Origin of the sequence: Streptomyces yangpuensis (assembly GCF_001005295.1) — a bacterium.
Classification (GTDB): domain Bacteria; phylum Actinomycetota; class Actinomycetes; order Streptomycetales; family Streptomycetaceae; genus Streptomyces; species Streptomyces yangpuensis.
Window position 1 is genome coordinate 413,564 of the sequence record NZ_LBMK01000004.1, and the last position, 23,975, is coordinate 437,538.

Annotated in this window: 23 protein-coding genes; 20 read left to right on the top strand and 3 right to left on the bottom strand. The window is 72.8% G+C overall.

Going from position 1 to position 23,975, the window contains the following annotated elements; translation table 11 throughout:
- Positions 1-179 precede the first annotated feature (179 nt).
- On the bottom strand, positions 180-935 hold the full coding sequence (locus AAT21_RS23310; RefSeq protein WP_046778874.1) for a 2OG-Fe dioxygenase family protein: 756 nt from the start codon (positions 933-935) through the stop codon (positions 180-182).
- 221 nt (positions 936-1,156) lie between these two features.
- Here AAT21_RS23310 and AAT21_RS23315 point away from each other — a divergent pair, with 221 nt between their 5' ends.
- On the top strand, positions 1,157-1,699 hold the full coding sequence (locus tag AAT21_RS23315) for a GNAT family N-acetyltransferase (RefSeq protein WP_046778875.1): 543 nt from the start codon (positions 1,157-1,159) through the stop codon (positions 1,697-1,699).
- Positions 1,700-1,878: 179 nt separating this feature from the next.
- Positions 1,879-2,142: a hypothetical protein gene (locus AAT21_RS23320; protein ID WP_046778876.1), complete on the top strand. Its 264-nt coding sequence runs from the start codon at positions 1,879-1,881 to the stop codon at positions 2,140-2,142.
- 154 nt (positions 2,143-2,296) lie between these two features.
- Here AAT21_RS23320 and AAT21_RS23325 read toward each other — a convergent pair whose 3' ends face one another.
- On the bottom strand, positions 2,297-4,066 hold the full coding sequence (locus AAT21_RS23325; protein ID WP_079025904.1) for a dolichyl-phosphate-mannose--protein mannosyltransferase: 1,770 nt from the start codon (positions 4,064-4,066) through the stop codon (positions 2,297-2,299).
- Positions 4,067-4,144: 78 nt separating this feature from the next.
- On the opposite strand from AAT21_RS23325, the gene rsmI reads away from it, so the two are divergent.
- The 15 genes from rsmI (at position 4,145) to AAT21_RS23400 (ending at position 21,032) form a co-directional block, all read left to right on the top strand.
- Positions 4,145-5,041, top strand: a complete 897-nt coding sequence (gene rsmI / locus AAT21_RS23330; RefSeq protein ID WP_046778877.1) for a 16S rRNA (cytidine(1402)-2'-O)-methyltransferase — start codon at positions 4,145-4,147, stop codon at positions 5,039-5,041.
- A gap of 160 nt (positions 5,042-5,201) precedes the next feature.
- Positions 5,202-5,696 carry a hypothetical protein gene (locus tag AAT21_RS23335; RefSeq protein WP_046778878.1) on the top strand — a complete coding sequence of 165 codons (495 nt, stop codon included), beginning with the start codon at positions 5,202-5,204 and terminating at the stop codon, positions 5,694-5,696.
- A gap of 9 nt (positions 5,697-5,705) precedes the next feature.
- Positions 5,706-6,587: a TatD family hydrolase gene (locus AAT21_RS23340; RefSeq protein ID WP_046778879.1), complete on the top strand. Its 882-nt coding sequence runs from the start codon at positions 5,706-5,708 to the stop codon at positions 6,585-6,587.
- 116 nt (positions 6,588-6,703) lie between these two features.
- Positions 6,704-8,254, top strand: coding sequence for a ubiquitin-like domain-containing protein (locus AAT21_RS23345; RefSeq protein ID WP_327152757.1), 1,551 nt, complete (start codon positions 6,704-6,706; stop codon positions 8,252-8,254).
- Between the two features lie 75 nt (positions 8,255-8,329).
- Positions 8,330-9,241 carry a 16S rRNA (adenine(1518)-N(6)/adenine(1519)-N(6))-dimethyltransferase RsmA gene (gene rsmA / locus AAT21_RS23350; protein WP_046778880.1) on the top strand — a complete coding sequence of 304 codons (912 nt, stop codon included), beginning with the start codon at positions 8,330-8,332 and terminating at the stop codon, positions 9,239-9,241.
- Positions 9,238-10,173, top strand: a complete 936-nt coding sequence (locus tag AAT21_RS23355) for a 4-(cytidine 5'-diphospho)-2-C-methyl-D-erythritol kinase (RefSeq protein WP_046778881.1) — start codon at positions 9,238-9,240, stop codon at positions 10,171-10,173. Before rsmA ends, AAT21_RS23355 begins: the two co-directional genes overlap by 4 nt.
- Positions 10,174-10,243: 70 nt before the next feature.
- The gene (locus tag AAT21_RS23360) at positions 10,244-10,594 is read left to right on the top strand and encodes a hypothetical protein (protein WP_046778882.1); all 351 of its coding nucleotides are present in this window, start codon (positions 10,244-10,246) and stop codon (positions 10,592-10,594) included.
- A gap of 68 nt (positions 10,595-10,662) precedes the next feature.
- Positions 10,663-10,854: a hypothetical protein gene (locus AAT21_RS23365; protein ID WP_235439121.1), complete on the top strand. Its 192-nt coding sequence runs from the start codon at positions 10,663-10,665 to the stop codon at positions 10,852-10,854.
- Positions 10,855-10,924: 70 nt separating this feature from the next.
- A complete protein-coding gene (locus tag AAT21_RS23370; RefSeq protein ID WP_046778884.1) occupies positions 10,925-12,256 on the top strand; it encodes an acyltransferase family protein in 1,332 nt (443 codons plus the stop codon).
- 28 nt (positions 12,257-12,284) lie between these two features.
- Positions 12,285-14,084 carry an ABC-F family ATP-binding cassette domain-containing protein gene (locus AAT21_RS23375; protein ID WP_046778885.1) on the top strand — a complete coding sequence of 600 codons (1,800 nt, stop codon included), beginning with the start codon at positions 12,285-12,287 and terminating at the stop codon, positions 14,082-14,084.
- A gap of 152 nt (positions 14,085-14,236) precedes the next feature.
- Positions 14,237-15,883 carry an outer membrane protein assembly factor BamB family protein gene (locus AAT21_RS23380; RefSeq protein WP_046778886.1) on the top strand — a complete coding sequence of 549 codons (1,647 nt, stop codon included), beginning with the start codon at positions 14,237-14,239 and terminating at the stop codon, positions 15,881-15,883.
- 55 nt (positions 15,884-15,938) lie between these two features.
- Positions 15,939-17,669: an outer membrane protein assembly factor BamB family protein gene (locus AAT21_RS23385; RefSeq protein ID WP_046778887.1), complete on the top strand. Its 1,731-nt coding sequence runs from the start codon at positions 15,939-15,941 to the stop codon at positions 17,667-17,669.
- A gap of 128 nt (positions 17,670-17,797) precedes the next feature.
- Entirely contained in the window at positions 17,798-18,490 is a 693-nt protein-coding gene (locus AAT21_RS23390) for a response regulator transcription factor (RefSeq protein ID WP_046778888.1), read from the top strand.
- Positions 18,491-18,602: 112 nt separating this feature from the next.
- Complete coding sequence (gene galE / locus AAT21_RS23395) at positions 18,603-19,559, top strand: UDP-glucose 4-epimerase GalE (RefSeq protein WP_046778889.1); 957 nt, start codon at positions 18,603-18,605, stop codon at positions 19,557-19,559.
- Positions 19,560-20,264: 705 nt separating this feature from the next.
- Positions 20,265-21,032, top strand: a complete 768-nt coding sequence (locus AAT21_RS23400) for a LuxR C-terminal-related transcriptional regulator (RefSeq protein ID WP_046778890.1) — start codon at positions 20,265-20,267, stop codon at positions 21,030-21,032.
- On the opposite strand, the gene AAT21_RS23405 is transcribed toward AAT21_RS23400, so the two are convergent.
- On the bottom strand, positions 20,991-21,488 hold the full coding sequence (locus AAT21_RS23405; RefSeq protein ID WP_030659599.1) for a MarR family winged helix-turn-helix transcriptional regulator: 498 nt from the start codon (positions 21,486-21,488) through the stop codon (positions 20,991-20,993). The genes AAT21_RS23400 and AAT21_RS23405 overlap by 42 nt on opposite strands.
- A gap of 162 nt (positions 21,489-21,650) precedes the next feature.
- Here AAT21_RS23405 and AAT21_RS23410 point away from each other — a divergent pair, with 162 nt between their 5' ends.
- The 3 genes from AAT21_RS23410 to AAT21_RS23420 all read left to right on the top strand — a co-directional run bounded on the left by AAT21_RS23410 (position 21,651) and on the right by AAT21_RS23420 (position 23,966).
- On the top strand, positions 21,651-22,508 hold the full coding sequence (locus AAT21_RS23410; RefSeq protein ID WP_046778891.1) for a trans-aconitate 2-methyltransferase: 858 nt from the start codon (positions 21,651-21,653) through the stop codon (positions 22,506-22,508).
- Between the two features lie 2 nt (positions 22,509-22,510).
- Complete coding sequence (locus AAT21_RS23415; protein ID WP_046778892.1) at positions 22,511-22,888, top strand: VOC family protein; 378 nt, start codon at positions 22,511-22,513, stop codon at positions 22,886-22,888.
- Between the two features lie 118 nt (positions 22,889-23,006).
- The gene (locus tag AAT21_RS23420) at positions 23,007-23,966 is read left to right on the top strand and encodes a phosphotransferase family protein (RefSeq protein ID WP_046778893.1); all 960 of its coding nucleotides are present in this window, start codon (positions 23,007-23,009) and stop codon (positions 23,964-23,966) included.
- The last annotated feature ends 9 nt before the right edge of the window (positions 23,967-23,975 follow it).

Consider the following 23,975-nt stretch of genomic DNA (forward strand, 5'->3'; position numbering starts at 1 on the left):
ATCGCTTCCGTCCCTCTGCCTCCCCCGCCGACGCACGCGGCTCGACACCTGTTCGGACCACTCGGATCCCCGGGACCGACCGGACCGGCGGCGCGCGGATGTCGAGCTCGGCTGACGCCGGCGGCGACGGGCTTCGCACGAGGGCCCACGCGGACGTCTCCACCGCGCGGACGGGCCGGTCAGCCGGGGATGAGGGTCGTCACCAGGACGTCGCGGTGTGCCGGGTGCGCGGCATCGACCGGCCGGATGGGCGACACATCGTGCAGGGTGCCGCCGTCGTCGGAGACCAGCAGGCTCGCCGGTTCGCGCAGCGTGACCGACAGGATCTCGCCGCCCTCGGGCGTGTAGACGGTGCTTTCGCCCCCGGTGGCGTTGTCACGACCGATGAACAGCGAGGACACCAGGCTGACGCCGTCCCGGTGCCTGCCCTCCGGTGACGGCTCCCCTCCCCCCTCCGCCGTGGCGATCACCCGGAAGGGATGCACCTTGACGCTCCACCACTCGGCGACGTCCAGTACGCCCGCCACCCGGCCCAGCAGGCCGATGACCCGGCGCAGCACCGGATCGGCCACGAAGTCGTCGGTGAGTGGATCGAAATGGCGGTCCACCGACTCGTAGAGCGGATTGGTGTTGCCCGGCTGGACGAACTCGGTGTGGGGCAGCAGCCGCAGCTCCCCGGTCACGGGCGAGAGCGAGAAGTGCCCGTAGCGCCGGAGCCTGTGGGTGCCGCGCCGGGCCGCGTACGCGTCCACCGTCAGATCCTGCCAGTGGGCCGCGAAATGTGCCCAGGACGATGCGTCCGCACCCAGGCAGGCCAGCACGTCGGCCGGAGGCATGAGGTACGCACCGGTACCGGTCAGTGCGGCGCGGGCCGCCTCCTCCGCAGCGACGGCCTTCTCGTCCGCCGGACGGAGGAATCCGGGGTCGGTGTTCACGGTCTGCCACCGCCCTTTCTCTGGTGAGGCGGGATGCGGGGTTCAGGACATCATCGGTCGGGCCCGCACCCCGCGCACCTCCGCACGGCAGGCGGTGCGGACGGCACGCTCGGAGGCGGGCCCGGGCTGGTGGCTGCGGGCGGGAGGACCTGCGGCGGTCACCGACGGTTCGTACTCGCGACCGTCACGACCCAACACTGTTGCAGTACTAAGGTGCGCCCGTGGAGCTCACCTACCGGCGGTTCGACCCCTCGGAGGCCGACGCCCTGGTCGCCTTCCTCACAGCGGACACCTGGCCGTTCCACGGCGCGGCCGTGGTCGACGCCGCACAGGCCCGGCGCTGGGTGGCGGACGGCCGCTTCGACGGCGACGACACCAGGACGTTCTGGATCACCCACGGCGGCGACGCCCTCGGGCTCATCCGCCTCATGGACCTCGGCGACGGCACGCCCGTCTTCGACCTGCGCCTTCGCACCCGCTACCGGGGCCGCGGCATCGGCGGCCACGCCCTGGCCTGGCTGACGGCGTACCTGTTCGCCGAGTTCCCGGGGATCCGGCGCATCGAGGGCACCACGCGCCGGGACAACACGGCGATGCGCCGCACCTTCCGGCGGTGCGGCTACGTCAAGGAGGCCCACCACCGGGACGGATGGCCCGCCGCCGACGGCGGCGCCGTCCATGACGCCGTCGGCTACGCGATCCTGCGACGGGACTGGCTCACCGGCACGACCACGCCCCCTGCCTGGGACGACGAGCCCGCCTGAGCGGCCCGGGCGGCCGACGTGCAGCCGCCGGGGCCGTGTTCTAGCGTCGGAAGGGCGAGGGCGACCGATGCGTCGAGCCGGTCGCCCGCCCCGGAGTCCCCGCTCCGCGCCGCCGCCCCCGCCCGTGGTCCGGCGCATCCGCGGATCGCGTGACCGACCGAGAGAGCAGGTGCATCCGCATGCGTCCGTCGGCTCGTATCCCCAGCATCCTCGCAGGCCTGGCCCTCGCCGCCGGCGGCGCCGTCGTCGCCGCCCCGTCCGCCCAGGCGGACGCGAAGGCCTGCGAGCAGTACGTCGCCCAGCACGCCCCGAAGGCCACGGACGGCGCCGCGGAGGCGTGCTACGAGGGCCAGATCGGCAACCAGACCAGCTGCGTCTCCAGCCTCGTCGCGGTCGGCGCGAGCAAGGACGCGGCGAACTCGGCCTGCGAAGCCTCCCGCTGACCCCGCACCCGGAACGCACCAGGGCCCCGGCACCACCCTCCGGCGCCGGGGCCGTCTGTGGGCCGTCGAGGGGTGGCCCAGGACGGCCGGCGACCACCAGCAGCAACCACGACGGGCCCGGCACCATCCGGTGCCGGGCCCGTCGTCTGCGCTGCTAGACCCAGGTGTCCAGCCACATGCGGCCGCGCCAGGAGTCCATGGGGAGGGTCTGGCCCGTGTAGATCGGCCAGAAGTAGATGAAGTTCCACACGATCAGCAGGACCAGCACGCCCGCGCCGATCGCGCCCAGGGCGCGGCGGCGTTCCGTCGAGCCCGCGGGCCCCAGCAGGGCGCCGATCATCATCGCCACCGCCAGGCACAGGTACGGGACGAAGACCACCGCGTAGAAGTAGAAGATCGTCCGCTCCTGGTAGTTGAACCAGGGCAGCAGACCCGCGCCCAGCGCGCACGCGATCGCGCCCGCCCGCCAGTCACGGCGGAAGAACCACCGCCACAGCACGTACAGCAGAGCGAAGCAGCCCGCCCACCACAGCAACGGCGTCCCCAGCGCCAGGACCTCGCGGGCGCACTTGCCGGCCGCCGTCGCCGGGCAGCCGTCGGTGCCCGGCTCGGGGGACTCGTAGAAGTACGAGACGGGCCGGCCCAGCACCAGCCAGCTCCACGGGTTGGACTCGTAGGTGTGCCCCGAGGTCAGGCCGACGTGGAAGCTGTAGACCTCGGTCTCGTAGTGCCACAGGCTGCGCACCCATTCCGGCAGGAACGACAGCGAGCTGTCCCGGTCGTGCTTGGCGGCCCAGTCGCGCAGGTAGCCGCCCTTGCCGTTGTCCGGGCTGAAGATCCACCCCGACCAGGAGGCCACGTACGTCACGACCGCCACTGGCACCGTGGAGACGAAGGCGGGCAGCGCGTCACGGCGCAGCATCGCCGCGTACGGGGTGCCCGCGCCGGCGGTGCGCCGGGCGGCGGCGTCCCACAGCACGGTGAGGATGCCGAAGAAGGCCAGGATCACGAAGCCGTTCCACTTCGTGCCGGCCGCCAGACCCAGGCACACACCGGCCAGGATCCGGTACGGGCGCCAGCCGAGCCGCAGCGTCTCCGCGATCTTCGCGTCGGGGCGGGTCCGGCCCTCCTCGTCCACCGGCAGCGCGTCCGCGAGCCGGGCCCTGGCCCGGTCCCGGTCGATGAGCAGCGCCCCGAACGCGGCGAGCACGAAGAACATCAGCACCAGGTCGAGCAGGGCCGTGCGGCTCATCACCAGATGCAGGCCGTCCACCGCGAGCAGCGCGCCCGCCAGGCAGCCCAGGAACGTCGAGCGGAAGAGACGCCGCCCGATCCGGCACAGCATCAGCACCGACAGGGTGCCGAGCACGGCGGTCATGAACCGCCAGCCGAAGGGGGTGAGGCCGAACATCCACTCGCCGAGCCCGATCACCCACTTGCCGACCGGCGGGTGCACCACATAGCCCGGGTCCACCGGCAGGGCGACCCCGTCCGGGTTGGCGAGGATCGACTTGTCGATGTCCTTGGGCCAGTTCGCCTCGTAGCCCTGCTTGATCGTGGCCCAGGCGTCCTTGGCGTAGTACGTCTCGTCGAATATCACCGCCTTGGGGCTGCCCAGGTGCACGAACCGCAGCACGCCCGCGACCAGCGCCACCAGCAGCGGCCCGAGCCACGACACGATGCGCTGCCAGGTCCCCCACACCTGCGGTGGCAGCCCGAAGGTCATCCACAGCTGCCGGGACGGCTTCGTGTACGGGGGCACCAGGCGGGTGCGGACGTCCACGCGGGGCGACGCGCCGGCGGCCGGCGCGTAGCCGAAGCCGCGCAGGCGGCGCAGCCAGGTGGTCGGCTCTTCTTCGCCGCCCGCAGCCTCGGAGGGCAGGGCCCCCGCGGGGCTGGGCGGCGGCGTCGCGGTACTGGTCACCGGCACATCGTAGGGAAGAGATCTGTGTGCGCCCCAGTGGCGTGGGGTGACGAGCCGCGGGACTGAGAGGATGGGCGGGTGACAACTGACCAGCCCCGCGGTACCGAGCCCACCTCCTCGGCAGGCGTCCTCGTCCTTGCCGGCACCCCCATCGGCGACCTCGCCGACGCCCCGCCGCGACTGGCGGCGGAACTGGAGCGGGCCGACGTCGTCGCCGCCGAGGACACCCGGCGGCTGCGCAGGCTGACCCAGGGGCTCGGCGTGCACACCACCGGGCGCGTCCTGTCGTACTTCGAGGGCAACGAGTCGGCCCGCACCCCGGAACTGGTCGAGGCCCTGGCCGGCGGGGCGCGCGTGCTGCTCGTGACCGACGCGGGCATGCCGTCGGTCTCCGACCCCGGCTACCGGCTGGTCGCCGCCGCCGTGGAGAAGGACATCAAGGTCACGGCGGTCCCCGGGCCGTCCGCCGTGCTCACCGCGCTCGCGCTGTCCGGGCTGCCCGTGGACCGGTTCTGCTTCGAGGGCTTCCTGCCGCGCAAGGCCGGCGAGCGCCTCGGCCGGCTCCGCGAGGTCGAGGGCGAGCGCCGCACGCTCGTCTACTTCGAGGCCCCGCACCGGCTGGACGACACCCTGGCCGCGATGGCCGAGGTCTTCGGCGCCGAGCGGCGGGCCGCGGTCTGCCGCGAGCTCACGAAGACCTACGAGGAGGTCAAGCGCGGCGGGCTCGGCGAACTCGCCGCCTGGGCCGCGGAGGGCGTGCGCGGGGAGATCACCATCGTGGTGGAGGGCGCCCCGGCGGCCGGCCCCGGCGACGTGGACGACGAGGAACTCGTGCGCCGGGTCCGGGTGCGCGAGGAAGCGGGGGAGCGCCGCAAGGAGGCCATCGCGGCGGTCGCGGCCGAGGCCGGTGTACCCAAGCGCGACGTCTTCGACGCCGTCGTGGCGGCAAAGAATGCGGCAGGAAAGGCGCCATGACCCGGTAAAGAGCTAACCTGAAAGGCAAAGCTCAGACCGTGCGCCGGGCGCTTTGGGCATGACTCGCCCAAAGGTCGTCCAACACTGGACAGGACCTGATGCGCTCCCGCCCGAAGAGGCGTCCACTGGCCATGGCACCAGTGGAACAAGAGGAGCTGGCATGAGTGAGATCGCAGACACCCCGGTACCGGTCCAGCCCGCGGCCCCCGCACGTTTCTCCAGCCCCGACGTGCAGACCGTGCAGGAGGCGTACTCCTTCGCGTGCATGCGCTGCGGGTACGGCTGGGAGCAGGGCTACCGGATCGAGCACCACGTCGACGGCCGGGGCGAGCCGTTCATCATGTACACGGTCGACGGCGAACGGGTGCCCTCCCCGCTGTCCAACCCGACCTGCCTGAACTGCGGCGGGCACGTCGTGCGGATCATGCGGGCCGGCCAGGTCTCCTCGGTCCTCGGGATGATCGACCACCTCTACCACCACCGCATCGCCCCCGGGATCGCCGGACCGGTGCCGGCCGGCGCGAACGTCCCGGGCACCCCGAAACCCCGCAGGGCCGCCGAAGTCCACGACGGCCCCGGACCCGTCGCCATCAGCGAGGCCGAGAAGCGCGGGGGCCCGCTCTCCCGGCTGATGGGGTTCTTCCGCCGGTCATAAGATCGGCCCATGAGCCCTTCCTCCGCCTCCAAGGACGCACCGCCGCCGCTGCCCGAACCCCTCCGGGTGGCGGTGGCGGACTCGCACACCCACCTGGACATGCAGTCGGGCACCGTCGAGGAGGGCCTCGCCAAGGCCGCCTCGGTCGGCGTGACCACCGTCGTCCAGGTCGGCTGCGACGTGAAGGGCTCCCGGTGGGCCGCAGAGACCGCGGCCCGGCACGACAACGTCCACGCGGCCGTCGCCCTGCACCCCAACGAAGCCCCGCGCATCGTCCTCGGGGACCCGGACGGATGGTCCCGCCAGGGCGCCCGGCCCGGCGGCGGTGACGCCGCCCTCGACGAGGCCCTCGCGGAGATCGAGGCGCTCGCCGCCCTCGGCCACGTCAAGGCGGTCGGCGAGACCGGCCTGGACTACTTCCGCACCGGCCCGGAGGGCATGGCCGCGCAGGAGCGGTCCTTCCGCGCCCACATCGAGATCGCCAAGCGGCAGGGCAAGGCCCTCGTCATCCACGACCGCGACGCCCACGCCGACGTGCTGCGTGTACTGCGCGAGGAGGGCGCCCCCGAGCGGACCGTCTTCCACTGCTACTCCGGGGACGCCGACATGGCCCGCGAGTGCGCCGCCGCCGGCTACTACATGTCCTTCGCCGGCACCGTCACCTTCAAGAACGCCGCGCCGCTGCGCGAGGCGCTGGCCGTGGCCCCGCTGGAACTGGTCCTCGTGGAGACCGACGCGCCCTACCTGACCCCCGCCCCGTACCGCGGACGGCCCAACGCGCCGTACCTCATTCCGCTGACGGTCCGCGCGATGGCCGCGGTCCGCGGGATCGACGAGGACGCGATGGCCACCGCCCTGGCGGCCAACACCGCCCGCGCCTTCGACTACTGATCGCCCCCGCGCCGACGGCACACAGGGTAGTCGTACGACTTTGTTCCGTGACCGCTCCTCCGCTAGGGTGCCGTGCCCCAACCAGCGGGTGCCGGACCACCAGGGGAGCGAGCGTCGTGAGCGATACGCAGGGCAGCCACCGCCGGGGCGCTCCCGTCCCCGAGGCGTACGGGGGCGAACCCCCGGCCCGGCTCGCCGACACCGGGCCCTCGTCCTGGGACACCGAACCCGCCCTGGCCGTCCCCGTGCCCGGCCCGCGCGCCGAGGACCGGCGGGCCGGACGCCGTCGGCGCGCCGCGGACGCCGAGGGCCGGGACGGCGAACGGCCCGGCCCGGCCGCCGCCCCGGGTACGGGCCGCCGCCGTGCCCCCGCCCCGACCCCCACCCCCACCCTCGCCGACGCGGGCGTGCCCGCCCCGGGCCGCCGCGCCCGCGGCCGTACCGCCGTCGAGGAGCCCCCCGCCGGCACCGGCCGGCGCCGCGGCCCCGCCGAAGGGGCCGTCCCCGCGCCCGCCGGGGCGGGCCACGGCCGCCGCCGGGCCGCGGTGCCCGTGCTCATCGGCCCCGCGGTCCCCGCCGGGAACTGGCGGCGGATCGTGCCGCAGGCCCTGGTCGTGGCCTTCCTCGCCGGCGGCACGACCGCGTTCGTCGCCGCTGACAAATCGGTACGCCTCACCGTCGACGGAGTTCCCAGGGAACTGCACACCTTCGCCGGTGACGTCGAGGAACTCCTCGCCGCGGAAGGCCTCGACGTCGGCCCCCACGACCTCGTCGCCCCCGCCCCCGGCGAACCCCTCGACGACGGCGAGGAGATCGTCGTCCGCTACGGCCGCCCCCTGCGCCTGACCCTCGACGGACAGCAGCGCCAGGTGTGGACCACCGCCCGCACCGTCGACGGAGCCCTGCGCCAGTTCGGCATCCGCGCCGAGGGCGCCTACCTCTCCGCCCCGCGTACCGCCCCCGTACCGCGCGCCGGCCTGGCACTCAGCGTCCGTACCGAGCGCAGCGTCACCTTCATGGCCGACGGCCGCGAGCGCACCATCCGCACCAACGCCGCCACCGTCCAGGAGGCCCTCGACCAGGCGGGCATCACCCTCCACGGCCAGGACACCACCTCCGTGCCGCCCACCGACTTCCCGCGCGACGGGCAGACCGTCACCGTGCTCCGGATCACCGGCACCCGCGAGGTCCGCGAGGAGCGCATCCCCTTCGGGACCGAGAAGATCAGGGACGCCGAGCTGTTCGCCGGAATCGAGGTCGTCGAGCGCGCCGGCCGGCCCGGGGCGCGCAGGGTCACCTACAGCCTGCGCACCGTCAACGGGGTCCGGCAGAAGCCCCGCGCCATCGCCGACGAGGTGGTGCGCGAGCCCGTCACCCAGCTGGTCAGGGTCGGCACCAGGCCGCTGCCGAGCTCCGTCGCCGGCGCGGACGGCCTCAACTGGGCGGCCCTCGCCCAGTGCGAGTCCGGGGGCCGGCCCTCCGCCACCGACGCCTCGGGGACGTACGGCGGCCTGTACCAGTTCGACGTCCGCACCTGGCAGGGCCTCGGCGGGAGCGGCCGCCCCCAGGACGCCCCGGCCGCGGAACAGACGTACCGGGCGAAGAAGCTCTACGTGCAGCGGGGCGCGAGCCCGTGGCCCCACTGCGGCCGCAGGCTCACCTCGTAGGCCGCGGGCCCGCGTCCGGCGCCGGAGGTCCACGTCGTCGTCGGGACCGCTCCGCCGATCTGAGACGCTTTACCGGTGAGCACCGCAGAGCAGCAGCCCGATAACCCCGCGCCCAGCACCCCCGACGCCCTCCTCGGCCCCGCCGACGTCAGGGAGCTGGCCGCCGCCCTCGGCGTACGCCCGACGAAGCAGAAGGGGCAGAACTTCGTCATCGACGCCAACACGGTGCGCCGGATCGTGCGCACCGCTGAGGTCCGCCCGGACGACGTGGTCGTCGAGGTCGGCCCCGGCCTGGGCTCGCTGACGCTCGCGCTGCTGGAGGCCGCCGACCGGGTCGTCGCCGTCGAGATCGACGACATCCTGGCGGCCGCGCTGCCCGCCACCATCGAGGCCCGCATGCCCGCGAAGAAGGACCGCTTCGCGCTGGTCCACTCCGACGCGATGCTCGTGACCGAACTGCCCGGCCCGGCGCCGACGGCGCTCGTCGCGAACCTGCCGTACAACGTGGCCGTGCCCGTCCTGCTCACCATGCTCGACCGGTTCCCGAGCATCGAGCGGACCCTCGTCATGGTCCAGGCGGAGGTCGCCGACCGGCTGGCCGCCGAGCCCGGCAACAAGGTCTACGGGGTGCCCTCCGTCAAGGCCAACTGGTACGCGCACGTCAAGCGCGCCGGAGCCATCGGCCGCAAGGTCTTCTGGCCCGCGCCGAACGTCGACTCCGGTCTCGTCTCCCTGGTGCGGCGCACCGAGCCGATCCGGACCAGCGCCTCGAAGGAAGAGGTCTTCGCGGTCGTCGACGCGGCGTTCGCGCAGCGCCGCAAGACCCTGCGCGCCGCACTGGCCGGCTGGGCCGGCTCCGCGGCGGGCGCGGAGGCCGCGCTGGTCGCCGCGGGCGTCTCCCCGCAGGCCCGCGGGGAGTCCCTGACGGTGGAGGAGTTCGCCGCGATCGCCGAGCACAAGCCCGCCCCGGAGAGGCCCGCACTGTGACCACGCGCACGAACACGAGCACCGGCCCTCGGACGACACCCGTCACCGTACGGGTCCCCGCGAAGGTCAACGTCCAGCTGGCGGTCGGCGCGGCCCGGCCCGACGGCTTCCACGACCTCGCCAACGTCTTCCTCGCCGTCTCCCTCTTCGACGAGGTGACCGCGACCCCGGCCGACGCGCTGACGGTGACCTGCGAGGGCCCGGACGCCGGCAAGGTCCCGCTGGACCGCACCAACCTCGCGGCGCGCGCGGCCGAGATCCTCGCCGCCCGCAGCGGCCTCGACCCCCTGGTGCACCTGCACATCGCCAAGAACATCCCCGTCGCCGGCGGCATGGCGGGCGGCAGCGCCGACGGCGCGGCGGCCCTGCTGGCCTGCGACGCCCTGTGGGGCCTGAACACCCCGCGCGAGGAACTCCTCGGCATCTGCGCGGAGCTCGGCAGCGACGTCCCCTTCAGCCTGGTCGGCGGCGCCGCCCTCGGCACCGGCCGCGGCGAGGTCCTCACCCCGGTGCCCGCCGGTTCCTTCCATTGGGTGTTCGCGGTGGCCGACGGAGGCCTGTCCACCCCGGCCGTCTTCCGCGAGTTCGACCGCCTCACCGAGGGCACGCCGATCCCGGAGCCCCAGGCCTCCCCGGCCCTCCTCGCGGCCCTCGCCTCCGGCGACCCGGACGCGCTGGCCGCCACCCTGGCCAACGACCTCCAGCCCGCGGCCCTCTCGCTGCGGCCGTCGCTGGCGGCCACGCTGGACGCCGGCCTCGGAGCCGGCGCCCTGGCCGCCCTGGTCTCCGGCTCGGGCCCGACGACGGCCTTCCTGGTCGCCGACGAGGAGGCCGCCGCCAAGACCGCCGCCGCCCTCGAAGCCTCCGGCACCTGCCGTGCCACCCGCATCGCCTCGTCCCCCGCCCCGGGAGCCACCCTCCTGCCGCACTGAAACCCCGCCGACCGCCCTTCCAGTGACTAGGCTCTGAGGCACTGACGAGAGTTGTCCAGGAGGCAGTCCGATGTCCGAGCCGATGGTGGCCGGAACGCCACTGATTCCGATGCCGGCGCTCACTCCCGCGGCGCTGCGCGTCGCGGTGGCGCAGATCGCTCGGGCCCACCTGCCCGCCTTCGTCGATCACCTGGACCGGGCGGCGGAGCAGAGCGCCCAGCAGAGCACCATCGCACCGCTGCGGGCGTTCCTGCAGTGGTGGGGGGAGTTCGTCGCCGTCCAGCGCCACCCCGCCCGCGCCGCGAGGCTGCGGGAGCTGGAAGCCGTGACGGCCCGGACGGAGGACCACGAGGCACTCGACGCGGCGGTGGCCGAGATCCGGGACATCCTCGACGCGGCACGCCGCGAGGCCGCGGCGTGAGCGACGCCTGATCGTGGCACTGCAACCCCGACGCCCAGCACGTCGTCGGTGACCTGCCCGGCGGTGTCGTGGCCGAGGTGGAACGGCTGGCGGAGCAGCCCGCCGTGCTCGGCCGGGACGCCTGCGAGGTGGGACGTGGGCCTGTGGAGGGCGGGGGCTTGCGCACGCTCGACATCTTCGGGGGGCGGGGCTTCCTGATGTTCCTCGCGCCGGAGCGGCTGAGGGAGATCTCGGTCGTCCGGGTGGTCTGGCTCGGCTGACACGTACTCAGGCCGGAGCTGAGTACCCGCGCCCTGTCGGGGGCCGCCCGGCGGGGGAGAGCGTGGGGGCATGACAGCCACCGCGCGCGCCATGGCCGCCGCCACACCCGCCGACCGCGACCGGTACGTCGACCTGCTGCGCGTCGCCTCGCTCGGCACGGTCGTCGCCGGGCACTGGCTGATGGCCGCGGTCAGCAGCGACGGCATAGGGAACCTGCTCGCCCTCGTGCCCGCACTCCAGGTGCTCACCTGGGCTCTCCAGATCATGCCCGTCTTCTTCTTCGTCGGCGGGTTCTCGCACGCCCTCTCCTACCGCTCCCTGGCCCGCCGCCACGACGGACCCGTCTACGCCGTCTTCCTGCGGGCCCGGCTGCGGCGGCTGCTGCGGCCCACCCTGGTGTTCGTGCTCGTGTGGGGCGCCGTCGCGCTCGGCGTGCAGCTCGCCGGAAGGGCCGACGGGGCGCTGACCGGCGCCGCGCTGCGGCTGGTCACCCAGCCGCTGTGGTTCATCGGGATCTACCTGGCCATGGTCGCCTTCACCCCGCCGCTGCTGAAGCTGCACGAGCGGTACGGATGGGCCGCCTTCGCCGCGCTGGCCGGCGCCGCCGCACTGGTCGACGTACTGCGCTTCGCGCTCGGCGTCCCCTACGTGGAGTTCCTCAACTTCGCCCTCGTCTGGCTCGCCGTCCACCAGCTCGGCTTCCTCCGCGCCGACGGGCGCATCCGCCGGCCCGCCGTCCTGGCCGCCGCCGGCCTCGCCGGGGCCGCGCTGCTGGTCGCCTGCGGCCCGTACCCGCTGTCCATGGTCGGGATGCCCGGCGAGAAGGTGTCCAACATGGCCCCGCCCACCCTCGCCCTGCTCTGCCACGGCCTGTGGCTCGTCGGCGCCGTGCAGCTCGCCGCCCGGCCCGCCGGGGCCTGGCTGCAGCGCCCCCGCGTGTGGCGTACGGTCGTCGCCGCCAACGGCGTCGCCATGACCGCCTTCCTCTGGCACCTCACCGCGATGCTCGCCGTGTACGGGGCCCAGCTCGCCCTCGGCATGGAGCTGCCGGCCCCCGCCACCGCCGCCTGGTGGGCGCAGGTCCCCGTACGGATCCTGGCCGCGGCGGTGCTGACCGGCCTGTTCGTCGTCCTGTTCCGCCGCTTCGAGGCCCCCGCGCCCGCCCGTCCGGCCGGGCCCCAGGGATCCGCCGCCGGCCCCGTCGCCGCCCTCGGGATCACCCTGTGCCTCCTCGGTGTCCTGGGGGTCTCCATGACCGGACTCGGAGGCCTGCTCGACGGCCACACCGCCACCCTGATCGCCTTCCCCGTCACCGCACCGGCGGCCATCGGCATGGCCGTGGCGGGCGCCTGGCTGGTGGAACGGTCCGCCCCGGTCCGGAGGGTTAGGCTGAGGGGCTGATCCACACCCTTTCCCTGGAGCGCGTCTGATGGCCGTCAATCTGGTCAATGTCGAGGCAGTCAGCAAGGTGTACGGCACACGTACCCTGCTGGACGGTATCTCCCTCGGCGTGTCCGAGGGAGACCGGATCGGCGTCGTCGGCCGCAACGGCGACGGCAAGACCACCCTCATCCGGATGCTCGCCAAGCTGGAGGAGCCCGACAGCGGCCGTGTCACCCAGTCCGGCGGCCTGCGCATGGGCGTCCTCACCCAGCACGACTCCCTCGACCCCGCCGCGACCATCCGCCACGAGATCATCGGCGACATGGCCGACCACGAGTGGGCCGGCAACGCCAAGATCCGCGACGTCCTCACCGGACTCTTCGGCGGCCTCGACCTGCCCGGCTTCAACCAGGGCCTCGACACCGTCATCGGACCGCTCTCCGGCGGCGAGCGCCGCCGCATCGCCCTCGCCAAGCTCCTCATCGCCGACCAGGACCTCCTGATCCTCGACGAGCCCACCAACCACCTCGACGTCGAGGGCATCTCCTGGCTGGCCGGCCACCTCCAGGTGCGCCGCTCCGCGCTCGTCTGCGTCACCCACGACCGCTGGTTCCTCGACCAGGTCTGCACCCGCATGTGGGACGTCCAGCGCGGCGAGGTCTTCGAGTACGAGGGCGGCTACAGCGACTACGTCTTCGCCCGCGCCGAACGCGAGCGGATCGCCGCCACCGAGGAGGCCAAGCGGCAGAACCTGATGCGCAAGGAGCTCGCCTGGCTGCGCCGCGGTGCCCCCGCCCGCACCTCCAAGCCCCGCTACCGCATCGAGGCCGCCAACGAGCTCATCGCCGACGTGCCGCCGCCGCGCGACAAGTCCGAGCTGATGCGCTTCGCCAACGCCCGCCTCGGCAAGACCGTCTTCGACCTCGAGGACGTCACCGTCCAGGCCGGCCCCAAGACCCTGCTCAAGCACCTCACCTGGCACCTCGGCCCCGGCGACCGCGTCGGCCTCGTCGGCGTCAACGGCGCCGGCAAGACCTCCCTGCTGCGCGCCCTCGCCGAGGCCGCCCGCACCCAGGGCGAGGCCCAGCCCGCCGCGGGCCAGGTCATCGTCGGCAAGACCGTCAAGCTGGCCTACCTCTCCCAGGAGGTCGGCGAACTCGACCCGTCCCTGCGGGTCCTGGAGGCGGTCCAGCGCGTCCGCGACCGCGTCGACCTCGGCAAGGGCCGCGAGATGACGGCGGGCCAGCTGTGCGAGCAGTTCGGCTTCACCAAGGAGAAGCAGTGGACGCCCGTCGGTGACCTCTCCGGCGGTGAGCGCCGCCGGCTGCAGATCCTGCGCCTGCTGATGGACGAGCCCAACGTCCTCTTCCTCGACGAGCCCACCAACGACCTCGACATCGAGACCCTGACCCAGCTGGAGGACCTCCTCGACGGCTGGCCCGGCTCGATGATCGTGATCTCCCACGACCGGTTCTTCATCGAGCGCACCACCGACACCGTCATGGCCCTGCTCGGCGACGCCAGCCTGCGGATGCTGCCGCGCGGCCTGGACGAGTACCTGGAGCGCCGCCAGAAGATGATCGAGGCGGCCGCCCCGGCGCCCGCGCCGGCCGCCGCCGCGAAGTCCACCTCCTCCGGGGACTCGCGCGCCGCGAAGAAGGAGCTCCAGAAGATCGAGCGGCAGCTCAACAAGCTCGCCGACCGCGAGGGGAACCTGCACGCCCAGATCGCCGAGCACTCCACCGACTACGACAAGGTGGCCAAGCTCGACGCGGAGCTCCGCGAACTTCTCGCCGACCGCGACGAATTGGAGATGCGCTGGCTGGAGCTGGCCGAGGAGGCCTAGATTCGGGGGTCCTCGGGGCCAACTGACCGGATAACGACGGCGTCACGGGCCGGTCCTCCCTTGGGAACAGGGGGCGGACCGGTCCTTTGTATGCACGGTGTCAGTGATAGAAAGGTCATTCTCCCCGACCCCCCGAAGCCGAAAGTGCGCTGATGACCGAGCCGCCCCAGCCGCCGAACCAGCCGCCGACTCCTTCCGGTTACGGACACCTGCCCGGCCCGCCGCAGCAGGGCTACGGATATCCGCAGCAGGGCGAGAACCCGTACGCGCAGCAGCCCGCGCACCCCGCACACCCCTCGCAGCCCGGCCACGTGCCGCAGCCGCCCACCGTCCCGGCGTACCCGGCCCACGGCCTGCAGTCGCCCCCGCCCCCGCCCGGTGCGCCCGGCATGCCGCCGAAGAAGAAGCTGCCCCTGATCGTCGCCGCCTCCGTGGCCGGCGTCCTCGTCCTCGGCGGCGTCGGCTACGCCGCCTTCGGCAGCGGCGGCAAGGACCCCGAGCAGCCCGTCGCCCAGGAGTCCGGCGACGCGAAGCCCGCCGCCTCCCCGTCCGTGGACATGGGCGACGGCAGCGGCCCCGGCGGCAACCAGCAGACCGACCTCAACGCCGGCCGCAAGCAGGGTGAGGACAAGGTCCTCTGGCTCAAGACCACCAAGATCGACGGCCCGGGCGCCGGCGTGGCCACCCATGGCCAGTGGGTCGTGGGCGACACCGTGGCCAAGACCGTCGGCAAGACGATCAAGGGCTATGCGACCGCCGACGGCAAGGAGAAGTGGACGATCACCTTCCCCGCGGATATCTGCGGCATGACCAAGCGGACCACCGACGACGGCAAGACCGTCGTCATGTACGCGGACGGCCCCTCGGCCACCGCCAACTGCAACCAGATCCGCATGGTCGACCTCAAGGCGGGCAAGGAGGGCTGGTCCAAGGAGGTGGCCAAGGAGAGCGCCTTCGACATGTTCCTCGACCCGAGCCTCGCCATGACCGGGGACACCGTCACCGTCAACCGCCTCACCCGCGCCACCGCCTTCAGGATCAGCACCGGTGAGAAGCTCTTCGGCAGCCCCGCCGAAGGCTGCGTACCCGGCGCCTACGCCGCCGGCAACGGCAAGATGATCGGCGTTGCCACCTGCAACGACGCCGACATGACCGTCGAGATCCAGGACGCCGACCCGGTCACCGGCAAGAAGACGTGGACCTACCGGCTCCCCAAGGGCTGGAAGGTCTCCCGCGTCTACGGCCTCGACCCCATCGTCCTCCACCTCACCAATGCCGCCACGAAGGAGAGCTCCATCGTGGTCCTCGGACCCGACGGCAAGCAGCGCACCACGCTCTCCGGCGAGGGCAAGTTCTCCACCGAGTGCAGCGTCAGCCACGACGACTCCCTGCAGGGCTGCGCCACCGCCGTCGTCGACGCCGGCACCCTCTACCTCCCCACCAAGGCCGGCATCGGCAAGGCCAACGAGGTCGTCGCCTTCGACCTGAACACCGGCAAGGCCAAATGGCGCGTCCCGGCGGGCGAGGGACGCACCCTGGAGCCGCTCAAGGCCGCGAACGGGCAACTGATCGCCTACCGCAAGGCCGAATCCCGCCAGGGCGGCGAGGTCGTCTCGATCCCCGCCGACGGCAGCACCCCCACCGCGCTCCTGCGCCACCCGTCGGGCCCCTCCGCACCGATCGAGAGCTCCTTCTACTCCCCGGACGTCGACTACGCCGACGGACGCTTCTTCATCTCCACGACCCGCCTGCTCGCCCAGGACAAGGACGAGAAGCTCCTGATGGTCTTCGGCAAGTGAACCCCCGTCCGGCACGCCGTCCGACGAGCCGTCCACCGAGAGGCAACAGCAACCGATGAGTACCCCGCCGCCCCCCAGCCAGCCGCCGTCCGGCGGCTTCGGAGCGCCGCAGGATCCCCCGCCGGGCGGGTTCGGAGCGCCCAAGCCGCCCGCAGGACCGCCCGCGGCGCCCGCCGGCCCGCCCGCCCCGCCCGCCGGCCCGCCCGCCGCCGCACAGCAGCAGCCGGCCGGGCAGCCCGCGTACGGCTACCCGCAGGCCGACCCCGGCTACGGATACCCGCAGCAGCCCGCCGCGCCCGCGCAGTACGGCGCACCCGTACCCCCCGCCCAGCCCCCGGCCGGCGGTGGCGGCGGGGACAAGCGCACCCAGCTGATGATCGTCGGCGCGGCCCTCCTGGCCATCGTCCTGATCGTCGGCGGCGGCCTCTGGTACGCCTCCGGCGACGGCGGCAAGGAGGACATCGCACAGAGCGACCCCAGCGCCTCCCCGGGCGGCGACAAGAACCAGGCCTTCGCGCCCGGCACCGAGAAGGTCCCCGGCAACCCCAAGTCGAAGATCCTCTACAACCAGCCCGCCCCGGCCGTCACCGACATCGTGTCCGTCAACGGCTCCTGGCTGACCGACAACACCTACGTCAAGTCCGACGTGTCGAAGGTCGTCGGCTACAACGTCGTCGACGGCGGCAAGAAGTGGGAGATCCCCCTCGCGGGCGAGATCTGCGGAGCCACCCCGCACGTCAGCGAGAAGAAGACGGCAATCCTCTTCAGGCCCGCCCAGCCCACCGCCGAGAACAAGTACCCGCCCTGCACCGAGGTCGGCGTCATCGACCTCGAAACCGGCAAGCTCGTCTGGTCCGGCAACATCAAGAGCGCTAACGGCGGCGACAAGCCCGTCCAGTTCTCCGAGGTCACCCTCAGCGGCAAGACCGTCGCCGCGGCCGGCGTCTCCGGCGGCGGCGCCGCCTGGAACCTCGCCGACGGCAAGAACCTGTGGCAGCCCAAGGTCGACGGCGAGAGCTGCCGCGACACCGGCTACGCGGGCGGCGAGGCCCTCGCCGCCATCCGCAAGTGCGGCCAGCACCCCAACTACACCCTGCACGCACAGCTCCTCGACCCGGCCACGGGCGCGCCCACCGGCTCCTACAAGCTCTCCCAGGGCATCGAGTACGCCCACATCGTCTCCACCAAGCCGTTCGTCGTCGCGGCCGACGTCGGCGACAACGCCAAGGGCGGCAAGGGCGTCAGTGACCTGTTCGTCGTCGACCCCAAGGGCGAGCTGAAGGCGCGCATCCCGCTCGCCGCCGGCTCCTTCGCCGCCAAGTGCGGCTCCACCGACGTCGAGAAGTGCTCCAACATGGTCGTCGGCAACGGCAAGATCTACGTGCCCTCCGCCGAGCACCAGGGCCAGTCGCCCACCGGCCGCACCAACGAACTGCTCTCCTTCGACCTGGAGACCGGCAAGCAGACCACCGACCGCGCCGACGCGGGCGAGCGGTACACCATGTACCCGCTGCGCATGGACGGGTCGAACATCATCGCCTACAAGGTCCCGCCCTACGACAAGGGCGGCCAGATCGTCAGCATCGACGGCAAGACGATGAAGGAGACCCTCCTCATGGAGAACCCTGCCGACAAGGACATCCGGCGCGCCGAGACCTCCTTCTCGCCCGACTTCTCCTCCGAGCTGCGCTACCGGGGCGGCAAGCTCTTCATGTCCAAGCAGAACGTCAGCAAGCCGTACTCGGGCGACCCCGAGTACCTCTTCGTCTCGTTCACCGCGAGCTGATCCGCACAGCACCGCATGAAGCCCCCGAACGGTCCGTACCGATCGGGGGCTTCTGCGCGGTATCCCCCTCGCGCCGTCGAACAAGCGTGTAGCTTGCCGGGGCAGAAGGGTGGGGGGTGGGTTCCTCAATGGGCGTACGCGTCGTGGTGGTCGACGACCACCGGCTGCTGGCCGAGGCGCTGGCCTCTGCCCTGAAACTGCGCGGCCACCGGGTGCTGGCCGCCGCGGCCCCGGCGGCGGGCGCCGCCGAACTCGTCATCGGCCGTGCCCCGGAGGTCTGCCTCCTCGGCACCGCCAACCCCGCCGAGCCCGGAGTCTTCGAACCGGTCGTCCGCATCAAACGGGAGAGACCGCAGATCGCCGTGGTCGTCCTGGGCCCCGTCCCCAGCCCGCGCGGGATCGCCGCCGCCTTCGCCGCAGGCGCCTCGGGGTACGTACGCCAGGACGAGCGCATCGAGGGAGTGGAACGGGCTCTGGCCAAGGCGCGGGCGGGAGAGGCGGCGATCGCCCCGCAACTGCTCCAGGGGGCCTTCTCGGAGCTCCTCAACCCGGCCGTCCAGCCCGACGACGAAGGCAGCCGGCTGCTGCGCCTGCTGACCCCGCGCGAGGTGGAGGTGCTCGTACGGGTCGCCGAGGGCGAGGACACCCGCCTGATCGCCGCGGGCATGGCCATCGCGCCCAGCACCGCCCGCACCCACGTACAGCGGGTCCTGATGAAACTGGGCGTCGGATCACGGCTGGAAGCGGCCGCGCTGGCCGCCCGCACCGGCCTCCTGGACCAGGCACTGCCCGGACCGTCGTCCCCCGAGCCGCGGGGCTGACCGCAGGCGTTCCGGAACCGCCGATTTCCCCCGCGGGCGCCGCATCGGGTAAGCCAGTGCCCAAGCACGCGCACCCACACGCGCGTGGTCCCCCGCGAGAGGCAGTAGGCGAGTGAGCAAGTACCTGGTAACCGGTGGCGCCGGATACGTCGGCAGCGTGGTCGCGGCCCACCTCCTGGAGGCCGGCCACGAGGTCACCGTCCTCGACGACCTCAGCACCGGCTTCCGCGTCGGCGTCCCCGAAGGCGCCACCTTCATCGAGGGCCGCATCCAGGACGCCGCCCGCCACATCGACCCCTCCTACGACGCCGTGCTGCACTTCGCCGCCTTCTCGCAGGTCGGTGAGTCCGTGGTGAACCCCGGCAAGTACTGGGAGAACAACGTCGGCGGCACCCTCGCCCTGCTGGCCGCGATGCGCGAGGCCGGCGTGCGCCGGCTCGTCTTCTCCTCCACCGCCGCCACCTACGGCGAGCCGACCGAAGGCCTGCTCACCGAAGCCTCGGTGACCGCGCCGACCAACCCGTACGGCGCCTCCAAGCTCGCCGTCGACCACATGATCGCGGGGGAGTGCGTCGCCCACGGCCTGGCCGCGGTGTCCCTGCGCTACTTCAACGTCGCCGGCGCCTACGGAGCCTACGGCGAACGCCACAGCCCCGAGACCCACCTGATCCCGCTGGTCCTCCAGGTCGCCCTCGGCGAACGCGAGTCGATCTCCGTGTTCGGCGAGGACTACCCCACCCCGGACGGCACCTGCGTACGCGACTACATCCACGTCGCCGACCTCGCCGAGGCCCACCTGGCCGCCCTGCAGGCCGCCACCGCCGGAGAGCACCTGATCTGCAACCTGGGCAACGGCAGCGGCTTCTCCGTGCGCGAGGTCATCGAGACCGTCCGCAAGGTCACCGGCCGGGACATCCCCGAGGTCGTCGCCCCCCGCCGGGCCGGCGACCCGGCCATGCTGGTCGCCTCCGCCCGCACCGCCCACGAACGCCTCGGCTGGACCCCGAACCGCCCCGACCTCACCGGCATCATCCAGGACGCCTGGAACTTCGCCCGCGCTGCTTCGTAGGGCTCGGTTCGCCTCCGGGGCGCCTGTTGCCGGCTCGTGGGGCCGTACGTGCTCGAAAACCGCTCGTGCCTCGCGGTTTCCTCCGCGCGTTCGCCCCCACTCCCCGTCGCGCCCCTTCGGCTCACTCGGCTGTCCTGATCGGGGCTCGGTTCGCCTCCGGGGCGCCTGTTGCCGGCTCGTGGGGCCGTACGTGCTCGGAAAGCCTCGTTCCTCGCCTTTCCTGCGCGCGTTCGCCCCCACTCCCCGTCGCGCCCCGTCGGCTCACTCGCCCCGTGCAGCGGTTGTGGCGGGGGCGCGGGCTCGGGGGCCATGCGCCGCGGGCGGGCGCTGCGCGCGGGCGCCCGGCGTGCGCACGCCGGGTGAAATGCCCCCCGTGCAACTGCCGATGGCACGCGCCCGTGCGCAAGACGTCCCACAGGCCCCCGATTCCGGCGATTTCCAGCCACGGCCGAGCCCCCGCGGAACGCACACTCCTCAAATCCCCGGGAAAAACTTCTGCTATTCGGCCAACTGCGAGCCGCCCCCGGCCCTACGCTGATGCGTGACACCGGTGGGGGCCGGTGTTGATTCAGGGGTCGAGACAAGTCGGGTACGGCGTCCGGTCCGGGGTAGTGCAGATATGTCTCGGCGGCGGCCGGGGGCTGCGGATCACCCGGTCCTGGCGCCGTACCCGCCGTCGTCCGTTCCCCTACCCTTGGGGGTTTTGTGGTTCGTATCCGGGTTCTCGTCGTCGACGATCACCGCATCTTCGCCGAATCGCTCGCAGCCGCGCTCGCGGCCGAGCCGGACGTGGACGTGTCCGCGGCCGGCAGCGGCCCCGCCGCACTGCGCTGCCTCGAACGGGCGGTGGCCGAGGGCCGCCGCTTCGACGTCCTGCTGGTCGACGCCGACCTCGGCGGCGTCGCCGGGGCCGTGCCCGCCCAGCGGGAGCCGGGAGCCGGGCCGCCACCGCCCGCCTCGGACGGGATCGCGCTGGTGGCCGGGGTACGGGTGGCCCACCCAGGGGTCCGCACCGTCGTCCTCGCCGAGCGCGACGACCCGCGCCGGGCCGCTCACGCCCTGCAGGCGGGGGCCTCGGGCTGGGTCGCCAAGGACTGCTCGCTCTCCCGGCTGCTCGCCGTCATCCGGGGGGTCCTGCGGGAGGAGACCCACCTGCCGCCCGCACTGCTCACCGGAGTGCTCCGGGAGCTGACCGCCGCGCGCAAGCACCGCACCGACAGCGAACGGCTCGTGGAGTCCCTCACCCCGCGCGAGCACGAGGTGCTGCGCTGCATGGTGGCGGGGCTGGGCCGCAAGGACGTGGCGGCGCGGCTGTTCCTGTCCCCGCACACCGTCCGCACCCACATGCAGAACGTGCTGGGCAAGCTCGGCGTGCACTCCACCCTGGCCGCGGTGGCGCTGGCCCGGCGGGCCGGCGTACGACCCGCCGACCTAGCCGGGGATGTTGTCGAACGGAGCGGTCAACTGGCGTAGCAGCCCGGCGAGATCACCGCGCTGGCTCTGCGAGAGCTGGGCCAGGATCGCCCGTTCCTGGGCGAGCAGTCCGGCGAGGGCCTGGTCGGCGCGGTCCCGGCCCTCGGGGGTGAGCCGGACCAGGACCCCGCGGCGGTCGCTTGGGTCCGGGAGCCGCTCGACCAGGCCCTTCTTCGCGAGCCGGTCGATGCGGTTGGTCATGGTGCCGGAGGTGACCAGGGTCTGGGTCAACAGCTGACCGGGGGAGAGCTGGTAGGGGGCGCCGGCGCGGCGCAGCGACGTCAGGACGTCGAACTCCCAGGGCTCCAGGCCGTGCTCGGAGAAGGCCAGCCTGCGGGCGCGGTCGAGATGGCGCGCGAGCCTGCTGACGCGGCTCAGTACCTCGAGCGGTTCCACGTCGAGGTCAGGGCGCTCCCGCCGCCATGCCGCCACCAGTCGGTCGACCTCGTCCTCCATGCCGATCAGTGTAAGGGGTCTGTCGATGTGAAGTCTCTTCATCCCGAGTATCTCGATCGCAAGTATCTTGACATCGAGATATAAATGAAGCGAGCATGGGGCATGGAGGGGGCCGGAACGGATTCCGCTTTCCGACCGCCCCGCCAGCAGGGAGGCTCGAACATGTATTCCGATATCGCGCGCGCAGGGACCCCCACGTCCACCGCGCCCTCCGCACCCACCTGGGACCCCCAGCAGTACCTCCGGCATGCGGGCCACCGCACACGGCCCTTCCTGGACCTGCTCGCCCGCATACCCGAACTCCCCACCAGCCCCGCCCGTATCGCCGACCTCGGCTGCGGCCCCGGCAACGTCACCGAGCTCCTCGCCACCCGCTGGCCCGAGGCCGCCATCACCGGCTTCGACCTCTCGCCGCAGATGCTCCAGCGCGCCACCGAGCAGTACGCCGGCCCCACCGCCGGCGGAGGCAGCCTCGACTTCCGCCACGGGGACATCGCCGGCTGGCTGCCCGAGGAGCCCTACGACCTGATCGTCTCCAACGCCGCCCTGCAGTGGGTCCCCGGCCACCCCGGCTCCTTCGGCGCCTGGATCAACGGCCTGCGCCCCGGCGGCACCCTCGCCTTCCAGATCCCCGGCAACTTCACCGCCCCCAGCCACGCCCTCCTCGCGCAGCTCTGCGACGCCCCGCGCTGGCGCTCCCGCCTCGCCGGCCACGGCGCCCGCTACATCCACCTTCTCGAACCCGCCGAATATCTCGCCCGGTTCACCGAGCTCGGCTGCACCGCCGATGTCTGGGAGACCACCTACCACCAGCTCCTGCACGGCCCCGACCCCGTCCTCGACTGGGTCAAGGGCACCGCCCTGCGGCCCGTCCTCACCGCCCTCGGCGACGACCGCGAAGCCGTCGACGCCTTCCTCGCCGAATACCGTGACCTGCTGCGCGCGGCCTACCCGAGCGGGCCGCGCGGAACCGTCTTCCCGTTCCGAAGGATCTTCGCCGTGGCCCGCAAGGAGGCCTGACCGTGCTCACCGCAGTCGACCACGTCCAACTCGCCGCCCCGCCCGGCTCCGAGGACCGGCTCCGCGCCTACTACACCGGTGTCCTGGGCATGACCGAGATCCCCAAACCACCCGTCCTCGCCGCCCGGGGAGGATGCTGGTTCGCCGCCGGATCCGTACAACTGCACCTCGGCGTCGAGGACGACTTCCGGCCCGCCCGCAAGGCGCACCCCGGACTACGGGTGACCGGCATCGCGGCGTACGCGCAAAGACTGAAGGAGAGGGGCGCCGAGGTGGTCTGGGACGAGAACCTCCCCGGCCACCACCGCTTCTACTCCGAGGACCCCGTCGGCAACCGGCTCGAATTCCTGGAGCCGCACGAGGCGGAGCCCGCCCGCTAGCCCCCGCGACACGACGGCGCCCCGCCACCGGAACAGGTGGGAGGCGGGGCGTTCGTGTGCCGTGTGGGGTAAACCGCGGGGTTCTGTAGGGCAGGGAGCGCTACCGTACGGGACAAACATGGACTTCGGGGAGCAGCGAATGACCGTAACGTCAGTCCGGCCCGACTGGGGTTCACTTCATGGCGACGTGCGGTCGTACGTGGAGCGCCGGCTCGCTGCGCGTGTCGTCGAGGCGATTCCGTGCGGGGGCGGCTTCACACCGGGTGTCGCGTCCCGGCTGCGGCTGAATGACGGCCGTCGGCTCTTCCTCAAGGGAATGGATGCCGAGCACCCCTTCGCCTCGCAGTACGAGGATGAGGTGGCCGTGACCTCCGTTCTCCCTGAGGGTGTCGGGCCGCGTGTGGTGTGGTCGGCCGATCCCGATGAGTCCGGTGGCTGGTGGTGGCTGTGCCTTGAGGACATCCCCGGGACAGTGCCCGTGCTGGCCCCGGGCTCCGCGGATACGGACATGGCGCTGGCGGCCGTCGAGCAGGCCGGGAAGCTGCTGACTCCCTCGCCGCTGGACGGCGCGAAGCCCATCGCGGACCTGGTCGGACGGTGGCTTACCGGATGGTCGACTCTGTCCTCGCAAACCCTGGAAGACCTCGACCCGTGGGCAGCGCGGCACCTGGAGGCCCTGGCGGCGATCGAGCAGGACTGGCAGCAGGGGGCCGCAGGAAGCACGCTGCTGCACTGGGATCTGCGGCCGGACAACATGCTGCGCCGTGAGGAGGGGACGGTCGTCATCATCGACTGGTCGTATCAGAATCAGGGTGCGGCCTGGATCGACCCTGCCGTGCTGGTGCCGTACTTGATTCTCGACGGGCACACCGCAGCTGAGGCCGAGGCCGCGGTGGCCCATCTTCCTCAGCCGGAGAATCCCCAGACGCTGACCGCGTTCGCCGCCGGCCTTGGCGGGTACTGGGAGAAGTCCTCTCGCCGGCCCGCTCCTCCCGGGGTCCCCTTCCTCCGAGCCCACCAGGTCCGGGCCGCTGAAGCTGCGCGTACGTGGCTGCGGCACCGGACCGGGTGGGAGTGACGGGCCTTA